The sequence below is a fragment of the Streptomyces sp. NBC_00271 genome, from assembly GCF_036178845.1.
Lineage (GTDB): Bacteria > Actinomycetota > Actinomycetes > Streptomycetales > Streptomycetaceae > Streptomyces.
Window position 1 is genome coordinate 8337484 of the sequence record NZ_CP108070.1, and the last position, 22238, is coordinate 8359721.

Below are 22238 nucleotides of genomic sequence, written 5' to 3' on the forward strand. Positions count from 1 at the left end.
GGGCCGCCTGCGATGCCGTACATCGGCCTGACGGTCCCTCCTTGGTGTCGGCCCGCGCGCAGCACGGCTCGTCCTTGGTGCCGCGTCGCGACCCATAGGCCTCACCCCGGCGCTGTGGTGCCGCTCGCGGGGCCGCACATGCTGCCGTACCGCTGGCTGCGAGGCCCGACCCAGTGCCGTACCTCCGGCAGGGGCCGCCCTCGGTGCCGTAAGTCCTCGAAGGCCGCCCCCGGTGCCGTACAGCTGCTTGCCTGGCCAGGCCCCGGGGTGCCGTTCCGCTGCGGATGGCCGGACCGTGGTCCTCGCCGTCCGTTTCCCGGACCGGGGACCGGCCTCCGCAGTCCCGCCAAGCTTCGGCGGGCCCGGCCTCAGCCGGCGGCGGGCCCCGCCGTGCCCGAGAGGGCCTCCAGGTCGCTCTTGCGGACCCGGATCACCAGCGCGGCGGTGGCCAGGGCCAGTACCGCCATCGCGACGGCCGGGACGAAGGCGGTCGAGATGCCCTGGGCGAGCACGTCGTGGCCCCACGGAGCGGGCAGCTGGTGGGTCTTGGCGAACTCCGCCTTCTGCTCGGGCGAGCCGTTCGCCAGGAACTTCGGCAGCTGCTTCTCCGCCTCGTCCCGGCTGGCCGAGCCGAAGACCGTGGTCAGGATGGACAGGCCGAGCGAACCGCCCACCTGCTGGGTGACGTTGAGGAGTCCGGACGCGGCGCCCGCCTCGTGCTGGGCGACGCCGGAGACCGCGGTCAGGGTCAGTGTCACGAAGTTCAGGCCCATGCCGAAGGCGAAGAGCAGCATCGGGCCGAGCACCCCGCCGACGTACGTGCTGTCGGGGCTCATGAAGGTCAGCCAGCCGAGCCCGAGCGCGACGAGGGCGGAGCCGACGACCATGAACGGCTTGGGCCCGAGGACCGGCAGGAACCGCTGCGACAGCCCCGCTCCGATGCCGATCGCCGCCGTCACGGGCAGGAACGCCAGACCGGCCTGGATCGGGCTGTACCCCAGCACGTTCTGTACGAACAGGACGATGAAGAAGAACATCCCGAACATCGCCGCGGCCAGACTGAGCATGATCACGTACGTGCCGGAGCGGTTGCGGTCGCCGAACATCTTCAGCGGGGTGATCGGTTCCTTCGCCCGGGTCTCGATGAACGCGAAGCCCAGCAAAAGGACCAGTGCCGTGGCGAACGACCCGATCGTGAGGCTGTCGCGCCAGCCCTCCTCCGAGGCGCGGATGAACCCGTACACCAGGGAGGCCATACCGGCCGTCGAGGTGAGTGCGCCCGCGACGTCGAAGCGCCCCGGATGGCGCTCGGACTCGTTGATGTACATCGGGGCGAGCACGGTGATCAGCACACCGATGGGCACGTTGACGAAGAGCACCCAGCGCCAGTCGAGCCACTCGGTGAGCATGCCGCCCGCAAGCAGCCCGATGGCGCCGCCGCCCGCGGAGACCGCGGCGAAGACGGCGAAGGCCCGGTTCCGTTCCGGGCCCTCGGGGAAGGTGGTGGTGATGAGCGCCAGCGCGGTGGGCGACGCTATCGCGCCACCCACGCCCTGGAGGGCCCGCGCGGCCAGCAACTGCCAGGGCTCCTGGGCGAGTCCACCGAGCAGCGAGGCGAGCGTGAACAGCATGATGCCGGTCATGAAGACCCGGCGCCGACCGAGGATGTCACCCGCGCGGCCGCCGAGAAGGAGCAGGCCACCGAAGGTGAGGGTGTACGCGCTGATCACCCAGGTCAGGTCGGTCGTGCTGAATTTGAGCGCGTCTTGAATGTGCGGGAGGGCGATGTTCACAATCGTCGAGTCGAGTACCACCATGAGTTGGCAGGCCGCGATGACGGCGAGTGCGATGCCGGGGTGTCCCTCCCGGCGGGCCGCTCCTGGCTTTGGATCCTGGATCAACTGAGAGGTTTGAGAGGTTGTCACTATGGTTCCCCCACAAGTGCGTTAGTGAACGCTCGCGTTCACTGTTGCGGCAACGGTAGTGAGTCCCCGACAGTGAACGCAAGCGTTCACTGAAGTCGCTCCCGCGTGTCGTCACTTGACCGCTCACCCTCCCCGAACTCCCCGCTCCCCCATGCACAACGGAGACACTCAGATGGTTACTTCGCGTTGGACGGCCGCTCCCGCTCAGGCGGCCTCCCTGCGCCGACGCGGTGCCGTGCTCGAACGCGCGATCCTCGACGCCGCGCTCGAGCAGCTCAGTACGGTCGGCTGGAACGGCCTCACGATGGAGGGTGTCGCCGCCCGGGCCCAGACCGGCAAGGCCGCGGTCTACCGCCGCTGGCCGTCCAAGGAGGACCTCGTCGCGGACGCGCTGAAGGCCGGACTGCCGAGCCTGACGGAGGCCCCCGACCTCGGAAGCGTCCGGGACGACCTGCTGGAACTGTGCCGGCAGGTGCGTGAGGCGATGTACTCGCAGCCCGGATTCGCGCTGCGCTCAGTGCTTCACGAATGCGATGTGGCACAGGCGGAACGCTTTCAGAGTCTGATCGTCGGAGGGGTCATCGAGCCGACCAAGCATCTGCTGCGAGAGATCGTGCACCGCGGAATCGAGCGGGAAGAGGTGCGACCGGACGCCGCGAATTCCTACGTCTTCGACGTCATTCCGGCGATGATGATGTATCGCTCGAAGGTGTGCGCGAGCGAATGGAGTGAACGGGATCTGGAGGAGATGATCGACCAGCTGATGGTCCCGCTGCTGCGACGGGCGGGGGCTGATCCGCGGGCGGCCGGAGCCTGACTCCGTGGACCGTCGCGTCGCAGGTTCGTGGGCCGTCGGCTCGTTGGTCCGTGGGCCGTCGGGTCGTTGGTCCGTGCGTGGTCGGGTGTCTGGTTCGGGGTGGTCCGGTGTCTGATGGGTGGATCGTCGGGTGACTGGTTCGTGCTGGTGGCGGGGCTGTGGTCGCTCAGGGAAACCTGGGTGTCGCGAGGGGCTCGGGGCGGCGTAGGCTGAGGGCGCCATGCCGTACGAACCACCGACTCACACCGTCGAGCGCTCCCTCCGCGCCACGACCGGAGCGAAGATCATTGCCGGTGTCGACGAGGTGGGCCGTGGTGCGTGGGCCGGCCCGGTCACCGTCTGCGCCGCCGTCACGGGACTACGCCGTCCACCCGAGGGCCTCACCGACTCCAAACTCCTCACCGTCAAGCGCCGTACCGTGATGGCCGCGGAGTTGGAGAAATGGGTGACGTCGTACGCCCTGGGGCATGCCTCTCCTGAGGAGATCGACGACCTGGGGATGACGGCCGCGCTGCGCCTTGCCGCGGTGCGGGCCCTGGAGGCCTTGCCCGTCCGCCCCGACGCGGTCATCCTCGATGGGAAGCACGACTACCTCGGGTCGCCGTGGCGGGTTCGCACGGTGATCAAGGGTGACCAGTCCTGCGTGGCCGTCGCGGCGGCCTCGGTGATCGCCAAGGTTCAGCGCGACAAAATGATGGCCGAACTGGGTGTCGACCATGCAGACTTCGGTTTTGCGGCCAACGCCGGGTATCCGTCTCCGGTGCACAAGGCCGCACTGGAGGAACGGGGCCCCACTCCGTACCACCGGCTGTCATGGGCGTATCTTGATGCGCTGCCCCAGTGGCGGCACCTCAAGAAGGTCCGCAGCTGGGCGGACGGAAGCGGTCCGGAGATCGAAGGTCAGCTCGGCTTCGATTTCTGACGGTTCCGCTCGCACTCATGTGCCACCCGCCGACGCGAGTCGCACCGGCGTTTGATAAATATCAGCTCATGCCTCTCATTCCCGAGGAGCCTCAGATTCACGAGAGTGCCCAGGGTCCCCGCGCGACTCCGGCCAGTGGCCGCACCGCGCCGACCCCCCGTCCCGTACCCGGTCCCCGTCCCGCGGCTCCGCCGCGTCCCGGACGTCCGGGACCTGTCCGGCCGATGCCGGCCCAACGCACCCCGCGTGAGCCGGTCGTGGCCACGCCGGGGTCATCCGCCCCGGCGGCCGCGCCCGCTGCCGCCACCCCACAGATCCAGCTGATCCCGGCCTCGGCCGAGGGTGCGCTGGACGCCGCCGAAGAAGCGGTCGACCTGCTGTTGGAGTCGGGCCGAGCCCCCGGTGAGGTGCTGGTGATCACCACCGGCGAACCGCATCCGTGGGCCGCGCACGAACTCTCCTTCGGCGAAGCCGCCTACTGGGCGCAGCACGACGCGGGCGACGACGTCTTCTACGCCGACGCCTCCGTCGCGGGCCGGGCCGCGTCCCGTCCCGTGGTCGTGGTCGCCGTCAACGGCGGTCCCGACGCTGCCGCCGCCACCGCCCTGCCCCTGGCTCTCGGCCGGGCCGGCGCCCTGCTGATCGTCTGCGGCGACCCGCAGCAGATCAACTCGGTACTGGGCGCCGGGGTCTGAACGAATCCCGGACACCGTCCGGGATTCGCTCGGACGATGCTTGGGGCGATGTCCAGGGCGTGATGGTGGTGCCACTGCGGCACCACCTGTACGGCGGTCTTTTCGGCGTGCCTGTAGTAAGTGTGCCTGTGGTTCATGTGCCTGTGGTTCATGTGCCTGTGGTTCGTGGCCCGTAGTGAGTGCTTGCTCGCCGAGGCCATGATGGCGGCGGTGCGCGTCTCTGACGACGGGGTGTCCCCTCGGTGCGCGCCGACGTCGGACGGCCTGGTGGCCGTCCGCATGTTCCGGAGGGGCGCGTACGCCGCCGGAGCGGGCGCAAGCACTACGGCACTGCCCCTGCCCGGTCCCACGCGCCGCGGGACCACCACGGTGCGGGCGGACGCGCCCGGGCCACGGGGACGAGTGCCCCTCAGGACCCTGCAAGGCGGGTCGGCACCTGGGCGGACGCCGACGCCTCACGGCCGCAGGCGACTCAGCGGGCGGCCGCCCGGCGAAGCACCTCCGACGCGGCGCCCCCGGTGCGTGGGAGCGGCGGCGGCGCCTCGGTCAGGGCGAAGGACTCCGGTGGGGAGTCCGCGCTCGGACGGCGTCCGCCACGGCCCTCGCCGAGTACCTGCCAGCCGTCGTGCGTCAGCGTGATGTAGGCCCCGCAGCGCAGCCCGTGGAGGGTGCAAGCGTCCCGCAGCCCCCACATCCACGCCCCGTCCTCCTCGGTCCACCGTGCGTCGCCCTCGCGGCAGTAGAGCAGCACCGCCGTGCGTACCGGGGTGCGGCGCCGCAGGTCGTGCGGGATCACCCGGCGCAGCTGTGCCAGCAGGGAGTTGCGGAACATCCAGCCGTCGGCCGGCGCCGACCGCCGGGTGAACGAGGCGCTCGCCTGTAGCCGTTCGTCCGCGTCGAGGACGGCCACGATGGCGGTCGTGGGTCTCGGCCGGTGCCGTGCGTGCAATCCGCTGACGACCTCCCGCGGACTGCGCAACAGCGGAATCCCCGCAGCGGCCCATTCGGCGGGTTCGAGCATACGGGTCAGTGGGTTGGCGGAAGCGGCGGACAGATCGGCAGACGTCGACACGGATGCCGCCGAGGACGGAGCGAATCCGAAGGTCACGGTCCTCCCTTCGGCTACGCGCCCACACAGCGGGCGGGGTCGGACTTGGGGGAGCGCACGCCGCAGCAGAGCCCTACCGGATCACGGGCGAGCCGTGCGGGGAGCGGACTTCAATTCTTCCTGTCGAACTTGGTTGCGGCAACGAGCAATTGGGGCCACCGACCGTTTTCCGGCTATACGTCGTGTATATCCCTGCCCGCTGGTCTTGTTTGCGACACACGGGTCACGCCTGTACGGCCAGGACCAGCGGCAACACCGCCTGTGCCCCGGATCGTCGCAGCATGCGCGCGGCGACCGCGAGCGTCCAGCCCGTCTCGGTGGCGTCGTCCACCAGCAGCACGGGACCGCCTGCTTCCTTGAGGGCGGCTGCCAGCGCGGGTGGCACGGCCAGCGCCCCGTCAAGTGCCTTGAGCCGCTGGGCGCTGTTGCTCCGGGAGACCTGTGAGACGGCCTCGCCAACGTACTCCACGGACCCCAGCAGCGGCAGTCGGCCGACCTCCGCGATCCGCGCGCCCAGCGACTGGATCAACTGTGGACGCCTGCGCGAGGCCATGGTGACGACGCCGACCGGGCGCGGCTGCGCGTCGGGCTGCCCGGAGGCCCAGCCGCCGGGCCCCTTCGCCCAGTCGGTCAGGACGCCGACCACGGCCTTCGCCACATCGTCCGGCACGGGCCCGTCCGGTGCCTGGGGTGTGAGCATCGGCCGCAGCCGGTTGCCCCAGCCGATGTCCGAGAGCCGCCCCAAGGCGCGCCCCGGTGCGGCCTGTTCGCCCGCCGGGATTCGCCCCTTCAGGTCGACGCCGACCGCCGGCAGGCCCGTAGGCCACATCTTGCGGGGGTCGACGTCGACACCGGCGCGGCCCAGCTCGCCGTTGGCCGCGTCGAGCGCGGCGGGGGACACGGACGCCTCGAACCGGGCTCCCGCACAGGTGTCGCAGCGCCCGCACGCCTTTGCCAGCTCGTCGTCGAGCTGGCGCCGCAGAAACTCCATCCGGCAGCCGGTGGTCGACACGTAGTCGCGCATCGCCTGCTGTTCGGCGGCCCGCTGCTTGGCGACCCAGGCGTAGCGCTCGGTGTCGTACGTCCAGGGCGCGCCCGTGGAGATCCAGCCGCCCTGGACACGCCGCACGGCGCCGTCCACGTCGAGCACTTTGAGCATCGTCTCCAGACGGGACCTGCGCAGCTCCACCAGGGGTTCGAGGGCGGGCAGCGAGAGCGGCCTCCCGGCGCGGGCCAGGACGTCCAGGGTCCGGCGCACCTGCTCCTCCGGAGGGAAGGCGATCGACGCGAAGTACTCCCAGATCGCCTGGTCCTCCTTGCCCGGCAGGAGAAGCACCTCGGCATGCTTCACCCCGCGGCCCGCGCGCCCCACCTGCTGGTAGTACGCGATGGGGGAGGAGGGGGAGCCCAGGTGCACCACGAATCCGAGGTCGGGCTTGTCGAAGCCCATGCCCAGCGCGGAGGTGGCGACCAGGGCCTTGACACGGTTGGCGAGGAGATCCTCCTCGGCCTGCTGGCGGTCCGCGTTCTCCGTCTTTCCGGTGTACGAGGTGACGGTGTGCCCGCTCTGGCGCAGGAACGCGGTGACCTCCTCGGCGGCGGCCACGGTGAGTGTGTAGATGATGCCCGAGCCCGGTAGGTCGCTCAGGTGCTCGGCGAGCCAGGCCATCCGGTGGGCGGCGTCCGGCATCCGAAGCACACCGAGGCTCAGGCTCTCCCGGTCCAGCGGCCCGCGCAGGACGAGTGCGTCGGTGCTGGCGCCGGTGCCCAACTGCTCGGCCACATCGGCCGTCACGCGCGCGTTGGCGGTCGCGGTGGTGGCCAGGACGGGGACGCCCGGCGGGAGATCGGCGAGCATCGTGCGCAGCCTGCGGTAGTCCGGCCGGAAGTCGTGTCCCCAGTCGGAGATGCAGTGTGCCTCGTCGACCACGAGCAGGCCGGTCGCCGCGGCCAGCTTGGGCAGCACCTGGTCGCGGAAGTCGGGATTGTTGAGCCGCTCCGGGCTCACCAGGAGCACGTCGACCTCGCTCGCGGCCACCTCGGCCTGGATCGTCTCCCACTCCTCCGTGTTCGACGAATTGATGCTCCGCGCGTGGATACCGGCGCGGGCGGCCGCCTCCACCTGGTTGCGCATGAGAGCGAGGAGCGGCGAGACGATGACCGTGGGCCCGGCGCCCCGCTCGCGCAGCAGCGCGGTGGCGACGAAGTACACGGCGGACTTGCCCCAGCCCGTGCGCTGCACGACGAGGGCTCTGCGCTTGTCGGCCACCAGGGCCTCGATGGCGCGCCACTGGTCCTCGCGCAGCCGGGCCTCGCCCGCCGGGGCGCCGACAAGGCGGGCGAGTACGGCGTCGGCCGCGGCGCGCAGGTCGGCGTTGGGCAGGTCTCTGTGGGTCGGGGGGCGTGGGTCGTCGTTGCTCATGGCCCCATGCAACCCGATGGGTCGGACATCGCGCGAACGAGGCCGCCGGGTTGTGGACAAGTCATGTCGTGGTCATGGCCAGGGTTATCCACAGGGCAAAGCGGAACTTCAGGATCCGCGGGATGGTCACGGCATGACGAATCACAGCGAAGCGGCCGGCATGTCCGGTGACAGTGACATCAGCGGGCGCGGTCGGCACGGGGGAGACAGCGCGGCCCACGCGCCGAGCGCGCGCAGCGGACGGGGCGCGCACGATGGGCACGACCTGCCCGGGCAGCATCAGGTGACCCTGCGCACACCGGCCGAACTGGCCGATGCCCTGCCCTACCTGCTCGGCTACCGGCCCGAGGACAGCATCGTGCTGGTAGCCCTGCACGACGGGGAGAGGCGCGGCCGCTTCGGCGGGCGGGCACGGCTCGGCATCCCTGCCCACGCGGACGACTGGCCGTCCGTCGCCGATCAGCTGGCGCAAGGACTGGTGAAGGGAAGCGAGCGCAGAGGGGCACGGCCCGAGAGCATGGTCGCCTACCTCTGCCAGGAGCCGGGGACCGGAGAGTCGGGACGGGACGTCATGGAACGTCTGCGGCCCCTCGCGCAGTTTCTGCGCACGGCCTGCGGTCGCCTCGACGTCCCCGTCATTGAGGCCCTGTGCATCTCCGACGGCCGCTTCTGGTCGTACTGCTGCCCCGGCCAGGGGTGCTGTTCGTCCGAGGGGCATCCGATGGGACTGCCCGGCACCTCCGTCCTTGCCGCCGCCGCGACCTACGCCGGCCTCCAAGTGCGCGGATCGCTGAGGGAATTCACCGCTCGGTTCATTCCGTGGGAAGGCGCGGCCGCACCGGAGCAGCAGATCGCGCTCGACACGGCGAGCATGGCCCTGGTTCCCAGGATCCTCGACGGCGAGGGCCGTGCGGAGGTGGCCGAGGAGACCCTCGGACTGGCCCGGCGGATCATGAAGCGGTTCGCCGACGCCCCGCCCGTGTCCGGCACACGCCCGGCGGACCTGCGCGATGACGGCCTCCTGGAGCACGACGAGGCCGCCACCCTGATTCTCGGACTCCAGGACCGCGCAACCCGCGACCGCGCCGCCGAGTGGATGGAGGGCGACGAGGCCGGCGCTGCCCTGCGCCTCTGGCGGGCGCTGGCCCGCCGCTGCGTCGGCTCCTACGGCGAGCACGCGGCGGCACCCCTCACCCTCGCCGGGTGGGTCGCCTGGTCGACCGGTGACGAACTGGAGGCTCGCGAGGCCCTGGCGATGGCACTCGGAGCCGATCCCGACTACCTCTTCGCCCGTCTCCTGCACCAGGCGTGCAACGAGGGCCTCGACCCGGAGTCGATCCGCCGCTGCCTGCGCGCGGAGCGCACCGACCGGACCGGGGTGGAAGCGGAACAGCCAGCGGGTCCCGATCGCTCGACGCCGCGCGATGTCGCCGAGCCGCCGGGCACCTCGAACCGACGCCGGCGCAGGGCACGCACGGCGGGGATCGGGGCACCGCGCGGAGGCGGGCGTCCCCCCGGGGCGAGTAGCCTCCGCCGGCGTCGGCCCACCGATGAGGCCGCGCCCGGCGGGAAGGGACCTGGGCGCGAGCCTGAGGCGGCGAGCGAAAGGGCTCGCGCCCGCCGCAAGGGCGGTCGGCGGGTTGTGGGGGAGGAGACGTGAGTGTGGGGAGCGTGGCGGACCGCCGGTTATCGGGTCGGGCGACACATGAGGTGCCCCGGGCACCGGATGTCACTCCACCCGAGGCGGCGGCACGCCCCAGCCCGCGCGGCACGGGCGGACGGCGCGCGCCCACGATTTCCAAGCCCGAACCCTTGGCCCCCCACCGCACCCGTACCAGCCGTCCGCGGTATGCCCCACCGACCATCCCACCGCCATCCGGTCTGCTTGCCCGGCCCAGGCGTGACCCCGGACGGGGCCGTTCCGTTCACCTGTGCGGCGGTACCCGTGGCCGGGCCGCGCCGCCGAACGCCCTCGCCCCTCCGGAGCCCCCAACCCGGCGCCGAGCGGGCCCCAGGCGCACTGACCGAGGAAGCCACATGCACCTGCCCATTCCCCCCTCCGATTCCGACGGCGTCCGCCCGCCGGTGCGCGGGCCCGCTCAGCCCTTCCCGCGTCGCGCCGGTTCGCAGGCCCCGTTCGCAGGGGTCGAGAGCGCTTTGAGCCCCTTCGCACGGCTGGGCGGTCCGGCGGCTCGTCACACCCCGCTTCCCGGGCCGCGCCGGACCACGGACCTGCCACCCGTGCACAACGCCCTGATCTGCGTCGCCCTGCCGGGACTGGTGATCTCCGCGGACCATGGGCAGCTGACCGGCCGCGGGCTGGAGGGGTTCTACCGCGCGGGCCGCCGGACGCTGTCCCGCTGCCAGGTGCGAGTGGCGGGTCGCGAACCGCTCGCCGTGCAGGCCCGGATGGTCGCCGCCGACCGAGCCCGCTTTGTCGGGACGGTGCGCGCCTCCGCCGACGGCGGCCCGGATCCCGACGTGGTCGTGGAGCGGACGCGCGACGCGGACGGCACGGAGCGGATCACGCTGCGCAGCGCCTCCCCCCGCGTCCTGCGCGTGCCCGTCGAGGTCGCGCTCGCTACGGATCTCGCGGAGCTCGGCTCCGTCGCCTCGGGCCGAGCCGGGCCCGAACTGCCCGCCAGCGTCCACGACTCGGGCCTGCGATGGTCCTGTGCCACCGGCAGCTCGATCGTCACCGCCGACCCACCACCTGCCGATGCCCTGGCCTCCGCGGGACTGCTCCGCTGGGAGCTCGAACTGCCACCCGGTGGCGCCCGCAGCGTGGAGTTGAGGGTGCGACCGGGCGGTGCGGGGCCGGCCAGAGTCGTCGGCCGCGGCGCCACGAGCCCGTTCTCCGCCGCCCGGGCCACCGGCGACGACCCCAGGGTCCAGGCACTCATGGACACCTGCCTCGAGGACCTCCAAGCGCTACTGCTGCGCGATGCCGCCCACCCGTCGGACACGCACCTCGCGGCGGGGGCGCCGTGGCGATGCGGCCTGGCGCCGGCCGAGGCACTGGTCGCGGCCCGGATGACACTGCCACTCGGCACCCGGCTCGCCGCGGGCACGCTGCGGATCCTCGCCCGCACCCAAATCGCGGGCCCCGGTGCGCAGTCCGGCCTGATCCCCGGCCCGCGCCGGGACGCCGGCCCGCACCTGCCTCCGGGCTGCACGGCCACCGAGGCGACCCTGCTGTTCCCCGTACTGCTCGCGGAGGCCAGGCGCTGGGGACTTCCGGAGCAGGAGACCGAGGAACTGCTGCCCGCGGCCGAGCGGTGCCTCGCATGGCTGCGGACCACCGTCGGTGACGGCACCTATCTGCCCGACCGGCACCCCGGCGGTCCGTTCCGATGCGAAACGCAGGCGCACGCCCACCGCGCGGCACTGCTGGGCGCCGATCTGCTCGACACGTACGGCCGGCCGGGTGGTGAGGGACTGGTGCAGTGGGCCCAGGAACTGCGGACCGCGTTCCGCGGCGACTTCTGGGCCGAGGACCGGGGAGGCGGCAGACCGGCGGCCGCCCGGGCCCCGGACGGGCGCCTCGTACCCCACCTCGGCGCGAGCACCGCCCACCTCCTCGACACGGGACTGCTCGGCTCCGGCGTATTCGCCCCCTGCCTCCTCGACAAGGTGCAGACCGAGCAGCTCGCACGGCTGTTCGGCGGCCCGGCCATGGACTCCGGTTGGGGTCTGCGCAGCCTGGGTGCCAAGGAGGCGGCGTACAACCCCTTCGGACACCGCGGTGGCGCCGTGCGCGTCCAGGAGACCGTGACCGCCGTCATCGGCCTGGTCACCGCCGGCTACGAGAAGGAGGCGAGCGCCCTGCTCCGGGGGCTGCTGGCGGCCGCCGAGACCTTCGGAAACAGGCTGCCCGAGATGTACGCGGGAGAGCAGCGCACGGAAGGCGGCGCCCCGCTCCCGCACCCCGCTGCCTGTCGGCCTGCGGCCACGGCGGCGGCCGCCGGGGTACTGCTCCTCACCTCCCTCGCGGGCATCCGCCCCGACGCCCCGGCCCGGACGGTGACACTGCGCCCGGTCAGTAGCGCGCCGCTGGGCGAGGTCGGACTGACGGGACTGCGGATCGCGGGCGCCGCGTTCTCCGTGCGCGTCAGCAGACTCGGTCTCGCGATGGTGGAGGAGGCGGCCGACGGACTGCAGTTGGGAGTGTGACCTCGCGCGACGCGTCCTCGGACGGCGGCCGGCAGCGGCCGGTGGGGCCCGTACAGGACGGGAGTGGATCATCAGTGGAAGCGACTGACGAAGGGCGTGTTTATCGTCAGGCAGACGACTATGATCGCGGCATGCCCTACGACCCGTCGGCCTTTCCGCCCTTTGCCGTGACCGTGGACCTGGTCGTGCTGACCGTGCGTCGCCATGCCCTGTGTGCGCTGGCGGTACGGAGGGGGGAACAGCCTTTCCAGGGACGGTGGGCGCTCCCGGGCGGCTTCGTACGGCCCGACGAGGACCTGGGACAGGCGGCCGCGCGCGAGCTGGTCGAGGAGACCGGGCTGCGCGCTCACGACCCCTCGGCCCCGGCACAGGACAACGGCGCGCACCTGGAACAGCTGGCGACCTACGGCGACCCCAAGCGCGACCCGCGGATGAGGGTGGTCAGCGTCGCCCATCTCGCGCTGGCCCCCGATCTGCCCGCGCCCAGAGCCGGAGGCGACGCCAACAGCGCGCGCTGGGCGCCCGTGGAGGAGTTGCTGCAACAGGGCGGTTACGGCCGCGACGGAGAGCAGGCGGCACCCCTCGCCTTCGACCACGCCCAGATCCTCTCGGACGGGGTGGAACGCGCCCGGTCCAAGATTGAGTACTCGTCGCTGGCCACCGCCTTCTGCCCGTCCGAGTTCACCGTCGGAGAGCTGCGCCGCGTGTACGAGGCTGTGTGGGGGGTGGCACTCGACCCGCGCAACTTCCACCGCAAGGTGACGGGCACTCCGGGGTTCCTCGTGCCAACGGGCGGCACGACCACGCGCCAGGGCGGCCGGCCCGCGCAGCTGTTCCGTGCCGGCGGCGCCACGTTGCTCAATCCGCCGATGCTGCGCCCTGAAGTCTGACGAGAGCGGATCGACTCACGGGACGCTTCGCGCCGAAAGAGTGGAGAGAGCTGCCTCGGATGAGCCGCAAGGTGCCCGAAAAACCGTAAATGTCGCGCTATCTTGCTGTGAGTGATCCAGGCCATCGGATTGACCAGCAACCCCCGCAAGGAGCTTCCTCCCGCCGTCGACGACGTGTCCTTCGAGGCGCGCCCGGGTCGTGTCACAGCGCTCCTCGGAGTTCCGGGCGCGGGCAAGACGACGACGCTGAGGCTCATGCTCGAACTCCAGCGGGGCCGTGGAATCACCTACTTCAGAGGCCGTCCACTGCACCGGATCGCCCATCCCTCGCGTGAAGTCGGTGTGCTCCTGAGCGAGGTGCCGGGCCATCCCGCGCGTACGATCCGCGGACAGCTCGGCATGGTGTGCGCGGCCGTCGGTGTCCCGATTCGGCGCGTCGACGAAGTGATCGAGGTCGTCGGGCTCGTGAGCCTGCGCGACGAACGCCTGGGCACCCTGTCGCGCGGTATGGATCGCCGTCTGGGCCTGGCCTGTGCGCTGCTGTCCGATCCGCACACCCTCGTCCTCGACGATCCCGCCGGCGGTCTCTCCGTCACCGAAGGTCGTTGGCTGCACGGGATTCTGCGGGCGCACGCGGCCCACGGAGGCACCGTTCTGTTCAGCACGGACGACCCCAAGGAGGCAGCTCGGACAGCCGACCGGGTCATCACGCTGGAGGGAGGCCGGCTCGTCGCCGACCAGGAGGCGGCGGACTTCGCCCGCACCCGGCTCCGCCCCCGGGTCGCCGTCCGCAGTCCGCACGCCGCCCGCCTCGGAGCCCTGCTCGCCAAGGAGGCGCGCGCCGCGCAGCGTTCCGTCGAGATCGTGCGCGAGGACGGCAACCGGCTCTCGGTGTACGGCAGCACCTGCGCCGACATCGGTGAGACCGCCTTCCGGCACGGCATCCTCGTACACCGACTCGCCGACGAGACCGGCGACATGGGGCCACGTGCCACGCTCCCTGCCGAGGGCCTCGCCTCCGCGACCGTAGTCACCTCTGCCCTCCTGGCCTCTGCCTCCGCGACCTCCACCCCCACGGACGACGCCCCCGCGACCGACGAACCCGCGACCGACGAACCCGCGACCGCCGTAGCCGCGACCGGGGCGCACACGCCCGACGAGCCGGGGCCGGCGACCGAGGCGCGGACCCGTTCGGCCGCTTTGCCGGGCGCGCGGAACCTGCCCCAGCTCCCGCCCCCCATCGCCGTACGCCAGGCCCCGAGCCCACTGCGTCCGCTGCGCTACGAACTGCGGCGCGCCACCGGAGTGGGCACCGGCTACCTCACCGCGATCACCGTGCTGGTCACGTCCGCCCTGCTGTCCGTACTCCTGGCCAGAATCGGTCACACACCTCAGCCGCGACTCCTGGCCGCCTGGCCGCGGGAATGCCCCCTGCCACCCGCGGCGCTCGGTGCGGGACTGCTCGGGGCGCTCGCCTTCGGCGAGGAATTCCGCCACCCCGCCCTGGCCACGGACCGCGGCACTGTCCCACGCCGCCTGGGACTGCTCGCCGCCAAACTGCTCGTCGCCTCGGTCACCGCGCTGGCGCTGGCCGTCCTCACGGTGGGCTGCGACCTCGAAATCCTCTATCTCGTCTACGGACGAGAGCTCGTCGGAGTTCCCGCGGACTGGCTTCCGCTGAGCGCGAGTTGGATCGGCCTCACGGTGGGCTGCGCCTGGGCGGGAGTGCTGGCGGCGGGCATCTTCCGGTCCACCACCGCCGGGCTCGCGGCGGTGCTCGCCGTCCCGGTCGTGGTCGTACCACTCGTACAAAAGACCTTGGCGGGACCGTCCGTGCGGAAGGCGGCCGGGTTTTCCGAGCGGCTGCGCGAGCTCCTGCTGATGCAATGGCCGTTCGGGGGAGCGCGCTATATCGCGGCCGGGGCGCGCCTTGTCGCCCAACCCGTGGGCGGTGCCCTGATGTTGTCGCTGACCGCTCTGCTCTGCGCGTATCTGCTCACGACCCTGCGAAGCAGAGTGCGATGACGACCGTCCTTACCCTTCCGTTCCCGCCGTGCGCACAACTCCCCGGAGAACGCCCATTTCTTTCCGATAAGGCGTCAATTGCGACGCGGTGAGCGATCACCCTTTCGTGTGCTTTTCACCAAAGACCTCAAGGGAGTTGGAGACAGCGCCGACAAATGATCCGTGAGTACCCTTGCGCACACCATGATGACCGCCGCCCGCTCCTCAGACTCCGGCCTGGCCGGCCCGGGCGGACTCGACCGCTACCCCTACGCCGAGGGCCCTGGTGCCGAACGCGTCGGCGCCTCCGCGTGGGAGGGCGCGGACCCGGAACTGGGCCGCGTCGGCCGGCGCGCCGCGGGCAGCCGCGGACGCGGACTGCACGGCCAACTCGTTCAGCAGCTGGGTCAGATGATCGTCTCCGGTGACCTGGGCGCGGACCGCCCGCTCGTCCCCGAGGAGATCGGACAGCGGTTCGAGGTCTCCCGTACCGTCGTCCGTGAGTCGCTCCGCGTCCTGGAGGCGAAGGGGCTGGTCAGCGCCCGCCCCAACGTCGGCACGCGCGTGCGTCCCGTCAGTGACTGGAATCTTCTCGACCCGGACATCATCGAATGGCGGGCCTTCGGACCGCAGCGCGACGATCAGCGGCGCGAGCTGAGCGAGCTGCGCTGGACGATCGAGCCGCTCGCCGCGCGTCTGGCCGCCGGGCACGGGCGCGAGGAGGTCCAGCAGCGTCTCGGGGACATGGTCGAGATCATGGGCCACGCCATGGCGCAGGGTGACTCGCTCACCTTCTCGCGGGCCGACGCGGAGTTCCATTCGCTGCTCATCCAGGTATCGGGCAATCGCATGCTGGAGCACCTTTCCGGGATCGTCTCGGCCGCGCTCCAGGTCTCCGGCGGCCCTGTCACCGGCTGTGACCGGCCGAACGAGACCTCCTTGACGCACCACGGCCGGATCGTCGACGCCTTGGCCGAGGCGGACGGCGCGGCGGCCGAGGCGGCCATGCGGCAGTTGCTCGCCGTTCACCCCGAGGTGGAGCGCGTGGTGCCCGCGCCGCGCGAGCACTGATCGCGCCCCGAGGGCGGCGCGGTCGGGGGGCGTGTGCCCTCTCGTGGCATCGCTTGGTCGGCGGAACATCCCCCGCCGGACCCCGTCGGATCCTTCCGGGATCCGGCGGGATCCGGCGATGTGATGAAGGTGATCAAGCCATCGGTTGAGGTGATGAACCCATCGGTTTGGGGTGATGAGTCCATCGGCTGACCTCCTCTGACCGTATCTGGCCGCTTTTGTGCACTTACGGGGTGTGACTCGGGCCACGCAGATTGGGCGTAACGCTCTTCGGAACTGCGCGATGACCTAAGAGGTGACAGCCGAGGAGGGAATACGGACGCCGTTTACGGCGCTGTGCATCCTCCCGGCTCCCGCCCGCGCCGTCGACCCATCCCCAAGTCGGCGGTCGTCGGCTCCTGTCCGCAGTGGACGGGGCCGGAAGCCGTTTTCCAACGTTCCGAGAGGTTGTTCGTGTCGGCCAGCACATCCCGTACGCTCCCGCCGGAGATCGCCGAGTCCGTCTCTGTCATGGCGCTCATTGAGCGGGGAAAGGCTGAGGGGCAGATCGCCGGCGATGACGTGCGTCGGGCCTTCGAAGCTGACCAGATTCCGGCCACTCAGTGGAAGAACGTACTGCGCAGCCTCAACCAGATCCTCGAGGAAGAGGGTGTGACGCTGATGGTCAGTGCCGCGGAGCCCAAGCGCACCCGAAAGAGCGTCGCAGCGAAGAGTCCGGCCAAGCGCACCGCCACCAAGACGGTCGCGGCGAAGACGGTGACCACCAAGAAGGCCACCGCCACCACCGCCCCGGCGGTGCCCATGGCCGACGATCCGGCTGAGGACGCGTCCGCCAAGAAGGTCGCTGCCAAGAAGACGGTCGCCAAGAAGGCCGTCGCGAAGAAGACGGTCGCCAAGAAGGCCGTCGCGAAGAAGACCACCGCCAAGAAGGACGACGTCGAGCTGATCGACGACGAGGCGGTCGAGGAGACTCCGGGCAAGCCCGGTGCCGAGGAGCCCGCCGAGGACGGCGCCCAGGGCTTCGTCCTGTCCGACGAGGACGAGGACGACGCGCCCGCCCAGCAGGTCGCCGCGGCCGGCGCCACCGCCGACCCGGTCAAGGACTACCTCAAGCAGATCGGCAAGGTCCCCCTGCTCAACGCCGAGCAGGAGGTCGAGCTCGCCAAGCGCATTGAGGCGGGCCTCTTCGCCGAGGACAAGCTGGCCAACGCCGACAAGCTCGCCCCGAAGCTCAAGCGCGAGCTGGAGATCATCGCCGAGGACGGCCGTCGGGCCAAGAACCACCTCCTGGAGGCCAACCTCCGTCTGGTGGTCTCCCTGGCCAAGCGCTACACCGGCCGCGGCATGCTCTTCCTGGACCTCATCCAGGAGGGCAACCTCGGTCTGATCCGCGCGGTGGAGAAGTTCGACTACACCAAGGGCTACAAGTTCTCCACGTACGCCACCTGGTGGATCCGTCAGGCGATCACCCGCGCGATGGCCGACCAAGCCCGCACCATCCGTATCCCGGTGCACATGGTCGAGGTCATCAACAAGCTCGCGCGCGTGCAGCGCCAGATGCTCCAGGACCTGGGCCGCGAGCCCACCCCGGAGGAGCTGGCGAAGGAACTCGACATGACCCCTGAGAAGGTCATCGAGGTCCAGAAGTACGGCCGCGAGCCCATCTCGCTGCACACCCCGCTGGGCGAGGACGGCGACAGCGAGTTCGGTGACCTCATCGAGGACTCCGAGGCCGTCGTCCCGGCCGACGCGGTCAGTTTCACGCTCCTCCAGGAGCAGCTGCACTCCGTCCTCGACACCCTGTCCGAGCGCGAGGCGGGCGTCGTCTCCATGCGTTTCGGTCTCACCGACGGTCAGCCGAAGACCCTCGACGAGATCGGCAAGGTGTACGGCGTCACGCGTGAGCGGATCCGTCAGATCGAGTCCAAGACGATGTCGAAGCTGCGCCACCCGTCGCGTTCGCAGGTGCTGCGCGACTACCTCGACTAGGTCTCGACCGTACTGTCGCCGAGGGCCCGACTCCCGATGGGGAGCCGGGCCCTCGGCGCATCCATGGAGTGCGCGCCGCCGTCCGCTGGATCACTCTGGGTTTTCCATGACCATCCCAGAGTGAGGAACGCGCATGCGCCGTCCTTTCGCCCCAGTACTGGCCCTTGCGGCTGCCGCGGCCCTCATACCGCTGGCATCCCCCGCCCCGGCCGCGACCGACGACGTCGTCATCGGGGGCCATCCGGTCGACATCGCTCAGAGTCCGTGGACGGTGGCACTGTCCAGCCGTGACCGGTTCGGGGGAACGCGGGCCGGGCAATTCTGCGGGGGCGCCGTGATCGGCCCGACGCTCGTGCTGACCGCGGCTCACTGCCTGAGCCCGCTCGTGCTGGGGGCGCCACCGCAGCAGATGCACGACTTGAAGGTCATCGCGGACCGTACCGACCTGCTGTCCAGCAAGGGGAAGGAGATCTCGGTTCGCGACACCTGGGTCAATCCGCAGTACAACGCCGCCACGAACGCCGGGGATTTCGCCGTAATCACCCTCGCCTCCCCGCTGCCCCAGAGCTCGGTCATCCGTATGGCCCCCTCAGGGGATCCCGCGTACGCGCCCGGCACGGCCGCCGCGGTCTACGGCTGGGGCGATACGACAGGCACCGGTAATTACGCGCTCGGTCTGCGGTCCGCGAGCGTGAACGTACTGTCCGACTCCGTCTGCGCGCAGGCGTACCCGGGGAGCGAAGACGGAACCTATCAAGCCACTTCCATGGTGTGCGCCGGGGAGGTCGCGGGTGGGCGGGATGCCTGTCAGGGGGACAGCGGTGGCCCGCTGGTGGCCCAGGGGCGGCTGATCGGCCTTGTGTCGTGGGGTAACGGCTGTGGGCAGGCAGGAAGCCCCGGGGTCTACACACGGGTCTCGGACGTCGTCAAGGCGCTCGGCACGAGCCACTGAGGGCGTACGGGCGGAAGCGGTGCGGAACGCGGCGGATCGCGGCTCACGGGGCGCCGGGGGAAGTGAACCAGGCGGCGCGTGGGAGTGCGCGGGAGCGATTCGGGCCGGTGACGTGTGGAGGTGTGCCGGAGCCGTATGGGCCGGTGGTGCGTGAAGGCGTGCCGGAGCGGTACGGGCCGCTGGCGCGTCAAGGTGCGCGGCAAGGGTGTGGACCGGTGACGCGGTGAAGTGCGTGAGCCCGGTGCGCGTCACGTACGCACGGGGCCGTGACGCTCCGGGCGGTGGCGCACCGTACCGCCGGGAAGCGGTACGCATACGGGCGGCCACCCCGAGTAGCAGGGGTGACCGCCCGTACACCGGCCTATTGCCAGAGCTGGCTCGTCGTCGTTGACGCGAAGTGTCAGCGCTCTTCGTCGTTGGACGTTGCCGGGACCGACGTGAGTCGCTCCGTCTCGTCCTGTATCTCAGCGGCGATCTTCTTGAGTTCCGGCTCAAACTTGCGCCCGTGGTGGGCGCAGAAGAGCAGTTCACCGCCGCTGAGGAGGACGACGCGCAGATATGCCTGGGCGCCGCAACGGTCGCAGCGGTCAGCGGCCGTCAGCGGGCTCGCGGGGGTCAGAACAGTAGTCACGTCGCCTCTTCTCTAGCTCGACGAGCTGTCGTACCAGGGTCAACATCCAACCAGGCCGAAAACGTTCCCGCTCGTGGCTTTTCCTCGAAAAATTCTTCCGGGGCGGCTGTCTGCTGCCGGGTGGCGGCGAATGAGCCGTATTACGTGTCTTTGTGTCTTACGGGTTCGCGCTGTCTGTCAGGGTCAAGTCCTCCCCGGCTGGCTTGCCGGTTGTTCATGAGGACGTGCCCGGAGCCTAAATGGTTCATGCCTGGAAGGGAACGTGATATGTACTTCACTCCATCGAGGGATCGAACACTCATGCGAGCCTGGACTAGTCTGAGTTCATGCGAGGGTGGCGTTACAACGGCTCTACCAGGCCTCGGTACCCTCTGAGCGGAGACCGAAGCCGACCCCTTACCCAAAAGGGTCCCATCTGAAATTCAGCGAGGAGCGAACCGCGTGACCGCCGACACGTCCGTGCCGTCCACAGCGTTGCTGACCGGAGCAGACCGGGACGGTTCCAACTACACCGCGCGGCACCTGCTCGTCCTCGAGGGGCTCGAGGCCGTACGCAAGCGCCCCGGCATGTACATCGGCTCGACCGACAGCCGCGGTCTGATGCACTGCCTGTGGGAGATCATCGACAACTCCGTGGACGAGGCCCTTGGGGGCTACTGTGACCACATCGAGGTGATCCTGCACGACGACGCCTCGGTGGAGGTGCGGGACAACGGCCGCGGCATCCCGGTCGACGTGGAGCCCAAGACCGGCATGTCGGGCGTCGAGGTCGTGATGACCAAGCTGCACGCGGGCGGCAAGTTCGGGGGCGGTTCGTACGCCGCCTCCGGCGGTCTGCACGGCGTGGGTGCCTCCGTGGTGAACGCGCTCTCCGCCCGTCTGGACGTCGAGGTGGACCGTGGTGGCCACACCCATGCGGTGAGCTTCCGGCGCGGCACCCCGGGAGTGTTCAAGGCGGACGGTTCCGAAGCCGCCTTCGACGCGACCAGCGGGCTGCGCAAGCTGAAGCGGATCCCCAAGACCCGCACCGGCACGCGCGTGCGCTACTGGGCCGACCGCCAGATCTTCCTCAAGGACGCCAAGCTCTCCCTGGAGAACCTGCACCAGCGCGCCCGCCAGACCGCGTTCCTGGTGCCCGGCCTGACCATCGTCGTCCGTGACGAGTACGGGCTCGGCGAGGGCGGTAGCAAGGGCGAGGAGTCCTTCCGCTTCGACGGCGGCATCAGCGAATTCTGCGAGTACCTGGCCACCGACAAGCCCGTCTGCGACGTCCTCCGCTTCTCCGGGCAGGGCACCTTCAAGGAGACCGTCCCGGTCCTTGACGACCACGGACAGATGACGCCCACCGAGGTCACTCGTGAGCTCGGCGTCGATGTGGCGCTGCGCTGGGGCACCGGCTACGACACGAACCTCAAGTCGTTCGTGAACATCATCGCCACCCCCAAGGGCGGCACCCACGTCGCCGGCTTCGAGCAGGCCGTCGCCAAGACGATGAACGAGGTGCTGCGGGCCAAGAAGCTGCTGCGGGTCGCCGAGGACGACATCGTCAAGGACGACGCACTGGAGGGACTGACCGCCGTCGTCACCGTGCGCCTAGCGGAGCCGCAGTTCGAGGGGCAGACCAAGGAGGTCCTCGGCACCTCGGCGGCCCGCCGGATCGTGACGAACGTGGTCTCCAACGAACTCAAGGCCTTCCTGACCACCACGAAGCGGGACGCGGCCGCGCAGGCCCGGGTCGTGATGGAGAAGGCCGTGGCTGCCGCGCGTACGCGGATCGCGGCCCGCCAGCACAAGGACGCGCAGCGTCGCAAGACGGCCCTCGAGTCCTCCTCGCTGCCCGCCAAGCTCGCGGACTGCCGCAGCGACGACGTCGAGCGCAGCGAGCTGTTCATCGTCGAGGGGGACTCCGCGCTCGGCACCGCCAAGCTGGCCAGGAACTCCGAGTTCCAGGCGCTGCTGCCGATTCGCGGCAAGATCCTCAACGTCCAGAAGGCGTCCGTCACGGACATGCTCAAGAACGCCGAGTGCGGCGCGATCATCCAGGTCATAGGGGCCGGGTCCGGGCGGACGTTCGACATCGACGCGGCGCGGTACGGGAAGATCATCCTGCTCGTGGATGCCGACGTCGACGGTGCGCACATCCGGATTCTGCTGCTGACGCTGTTCCAGCGGTACATGCGGCCGATGGTCGAGGCGGGGCGGGTGTTCGCGGCGGTGCCGCCGCTGCACCGCATCGAGCTGAGCCAGCCCAAGAAGGGCCAGGACAAGTACATCTACACGTACTCGGACCGTGAGCTGCGCGAGACGCTGCTGGAGCTGCAGCGCAAGAACGTGCGCTACAAGGACTCGATCCAGCGTTACAAGGGTCTTGGCGAGATGGACGCCGATCAGCTGGCGGAGACGACGATGGACCCGCGCCACCGGACGCTGCGGCGGATCAACATCTCCGACCTGGAGGCGTCCGAACAGGTGTTTGACCTGCTGATGGGGAACGATGTCGCTCCCCGTAAGGAGTTCATCTCCAGCTCTGCGGCGACGCTGGATCGGTCACGTATCGACGCGTAGGCGCTGCGCCGGCGGCACCGGGCGCCGGCGGTGGGTCGGGGCCGTGGGAGGGCCGGCAGCGGGTGGGCGGGGCT

Annotated in this window: 15 protein-coding genes; 11 read left to right on the forward strand and 4 right to left on the reverse strand. The window is 70.6% G+C overall.

The genetic code is table 11. The annotated features are described in order from the left end of the window. Nucleotides 1-368: 368 nt before the first annotated feature. Entirely contained in the window at nt 369-1901 is a 1533-nt protein-coding gene (locus tag OG798_RS37795; RefSeq protein WP_177324199.1) for an MFS transporter, read from the reverse strand. Nucleotides 1902-2097: 196 nt separating this feature from the next. Between OG798_RS37795 and OG798_RS37800 the strand changes: the two genes are divergently transcribed. The 3 genes from OG798_RS37800 (at nt 2098) to OG798_RS37810 (ending at nt 4359) form a co-directional block, all read left to right on the forward strand. Then, a complete protein-coding gene (locus OG798_RS37800; protein ID WP_079065350.1) occupies nt 2098-2742 on the forward strand; it encodes a TetR/AcrR family transcriptional regulator in 645 nt (214 codons plus the stop codon). A gap of 220 nt (nt 2743-2962) precedes the next feature. Beyond that, nucleotides 2963-3664: a ribonuclease HII gene (locus OG798_RS37805; protein WP_054229885.1), complete on the forward strand. Its 702-nt coding sequence runs from the start codon at nt 2963-2965 to the stop codon at nt 3662-3664. Between the two features lie 68 nt (nt 3665-3732). Then, on the forward strand, nt 3733-4359 hold the full coding sequence (locus OG798_RS37810) for a hypothetical protein (protein WP_095852216.1): 627 nt from the start codon (nt 3733-3735) through the stop codon (nt 4357-4359). Between the two features lie 472 nt (nt 4360-4831). On the opposite strand, the gene OG798_RS37815 is transcribed toward OG798_RS37810, so the two are convergent. Both OG798_RS37815 and OG798_RS37820 read right to left on the reverse strand, forming a co-directional pair. Then, nucleotides 4832-5467 (reverse strand): hypothetical protein, encoded by a 636-nt coding sequence (locus tag OG798_RS37815; RefSeq protein ID WP_095852214.1) that lies wholly within the window; start codon nt 5465-5467, stop codon nt 4832-4834. A gap of 223 nt (nt 5468-5690) precedes the next feature. Continuing rightward, nucleotides 5691-7889 (reverse strand): RecQ family ATP-dependent DNA helicase, encoded by a 2199-nt coding sequence (locus OG798_RS37820; RefSeq protein WP_267063000.1) that lies wholly within the window; start codon nt 7887-7889, stop codon nt 5691-5693. A 133-nt stretch (nt 7890-8022) separates the two neighbouring features. Here OG798_RS37820 and OG798_RS37825 point away from each other — a divergent pair, with 133 nt between their 5' ends. The 7 genes from OG798_RS37825 (at nt 8023) to OG798_RS37855 (ending at nt 18968) form a co-directional block, all read left to right on the forward strand. Beyond that, entirely contained in the window at nt 8023-9549 is a 1527-nt protein-coding gene (locus OG798_RS37825; RefSeq protein ID WP_328758402.1) for a DUF4192 domain-containing protein, read from the forward strand. Between the two features lie 377 nt (nt 9550-9926). Beyond that, the gene (locus OG798_RS37830) at nt 9927-12062 is read left to right on the forward strand and encodes a glycogen debranching N-terminal domain-containing protein (RefSeq protein ID WP_328758403.1); all 2136 of its coding nucleotides are present in this window, start codon (nt 9927-9929) and stop codon (nt 12060-12062) included. Between the two features lie 131 nt (nt 12063-12193). Continuing rightward, a complete protein-coding gene (locus OG798_RS37835) occupies nt 12194-12952 on the forward strand; it encodes an NUDIX hydrolase (RefSeq protein ID WP_067375254.1) in 759 nt (252 codons plus the stop codon). Nucleotides 12953-13063: 111 nt separating this feature from the next. Then, nucleotides 13064-14977 carry an ATP-binding cassette domain-containing protein gene (locus OG798_RS37840; protein WP_328758405.1) on the forward strand — a complete coding sequence of 638 codons (1914 nt, stop codon included), beginning with the start codon at nt 13064-13066 and terminating at the stop codon, nt 14975-14977. Nucleotides 14978-15139: 162 nt separating this feature from the next. Beyond that, a complete protein-coding gene (locus OG798_RS37845; RefSeq protein WP_159064415.1) occupies nt 15140-16027 on the forward strand; it encodes a FadR/GntR family transcriptional regulator in 888 nt (295 codons plus the stop codon). Between the two features lie 453 nt (nt 16028-16480). Next, nucleotides 16481-18016 (forward strand): RNA polymerase sigma factor, encoded by a 1536-nt coding sequence (locus OG798_RS37850; RefSeq protein ID WP_060894398.1) that lies wholly within the window; start codon nt 16481-16483, stop codon nt 18014-18016. 133 nt (nt 18017-18149) lie between these two features. Then, entirely contained in the window at nt 18150-18968 is an 819-nt protein-coding gene (locus tag OG798_RS37855; protein ID WP_267063002.1) for a serine protease, read from the forward strand. A 400-nt stretch (nt 18969-19368) separates the two neighbouring features. Here OG798_RS37855 and OG798_RS37860 read toward each other — a convergent pair whose 3' ends face one another. Beyond that, complete coding sequence (locus OG798_RS37860) at nt 19369-19599, reverse strand: DUF7455 domain-containing protein (protein ID WP_075030622.1); 231 nt, start codon at nt 19597-19599, stop codon at nt 19369-19371. A 441-nt stretch (nt 19600-20040) separates the two neighbouring features. Between OG798_RS37860 and OG798_RS37865 the strand changes: the two genes are divergently transcribed. Continuing rightward, nucleotides 20041-22164 carry a DNA gyrase/topoisomerase IV subunit B gene (locus OG798_RS37865; RefSeq protein WP_095852209.1) on the forward strand — a complete coding sequence of 708 codons (2124 nt, stop codon included), beginning with the start codon at nt 20041-20043 and terminating at the stop codon, nt 22162-22164. Nucleotides 22165-22238 lie beyond the last annotated feature (74 nt).

Bases quoted from the DNA above. Each gene is read 5' to 3' on its own strand.
- OG798_RS37800 (WP_079065350.1), top strand. From the start codon at position 2,098: ATGGTTACTTCGCGTTGGACGGCCGCTCCCGCTCAGGCGGCCTCCCTG.
- OG798_RS37805 (WP_054229885.1), top strand. From the start codon at position 2,963: ATGCCGTACGAACCACCGACTCACACCGTCGAGCGCTCCCTCCGCGCC.
- OG798_RS37810 (WP_095852216.1), top strand. From the start codon at position 3,733: ATGCCTCTCATTCCCGAGGAGCCTCAGATTCACGAGAGTGCCCAGGGT.
- OG798_RS37820 (WP_267063000.1), bottom strand. From the start codon at position 7,889: ATGAGCAACGACGACCCACGCCCCCCGACCCACAGAGACCTGCCCAAC.
- OG798_RS37825 (WP_328758402.1), top strand. From the start codon at position 8,023: ATGACGAATCACAGCGAAGCGGCCGGCATGTCCGGTGACAGTGACATC.
- OG798_RS37830 (WP_328758403.1), top strand. From the start codon at position 9,927: ATGCACCTGCCCATTCCCCCCTCCGATTCCGACGGCGTCCGCCCGCCG.
- OG798_RS37835 (WP_067375254.1), top strand. From the start codon at position 12,194: ATGCCCTACGACCCGTCGGCCTTTCCGCCCTTTGCCGTGACCGTGGAC.
- OG798_RS37855 (WP_267063002.1), top strand. From the start codon at position 18,150: ATGCGCCGTCCTTTCGCCCCAGTACTGGCCCTTGCGGCTGCCGCGGCC.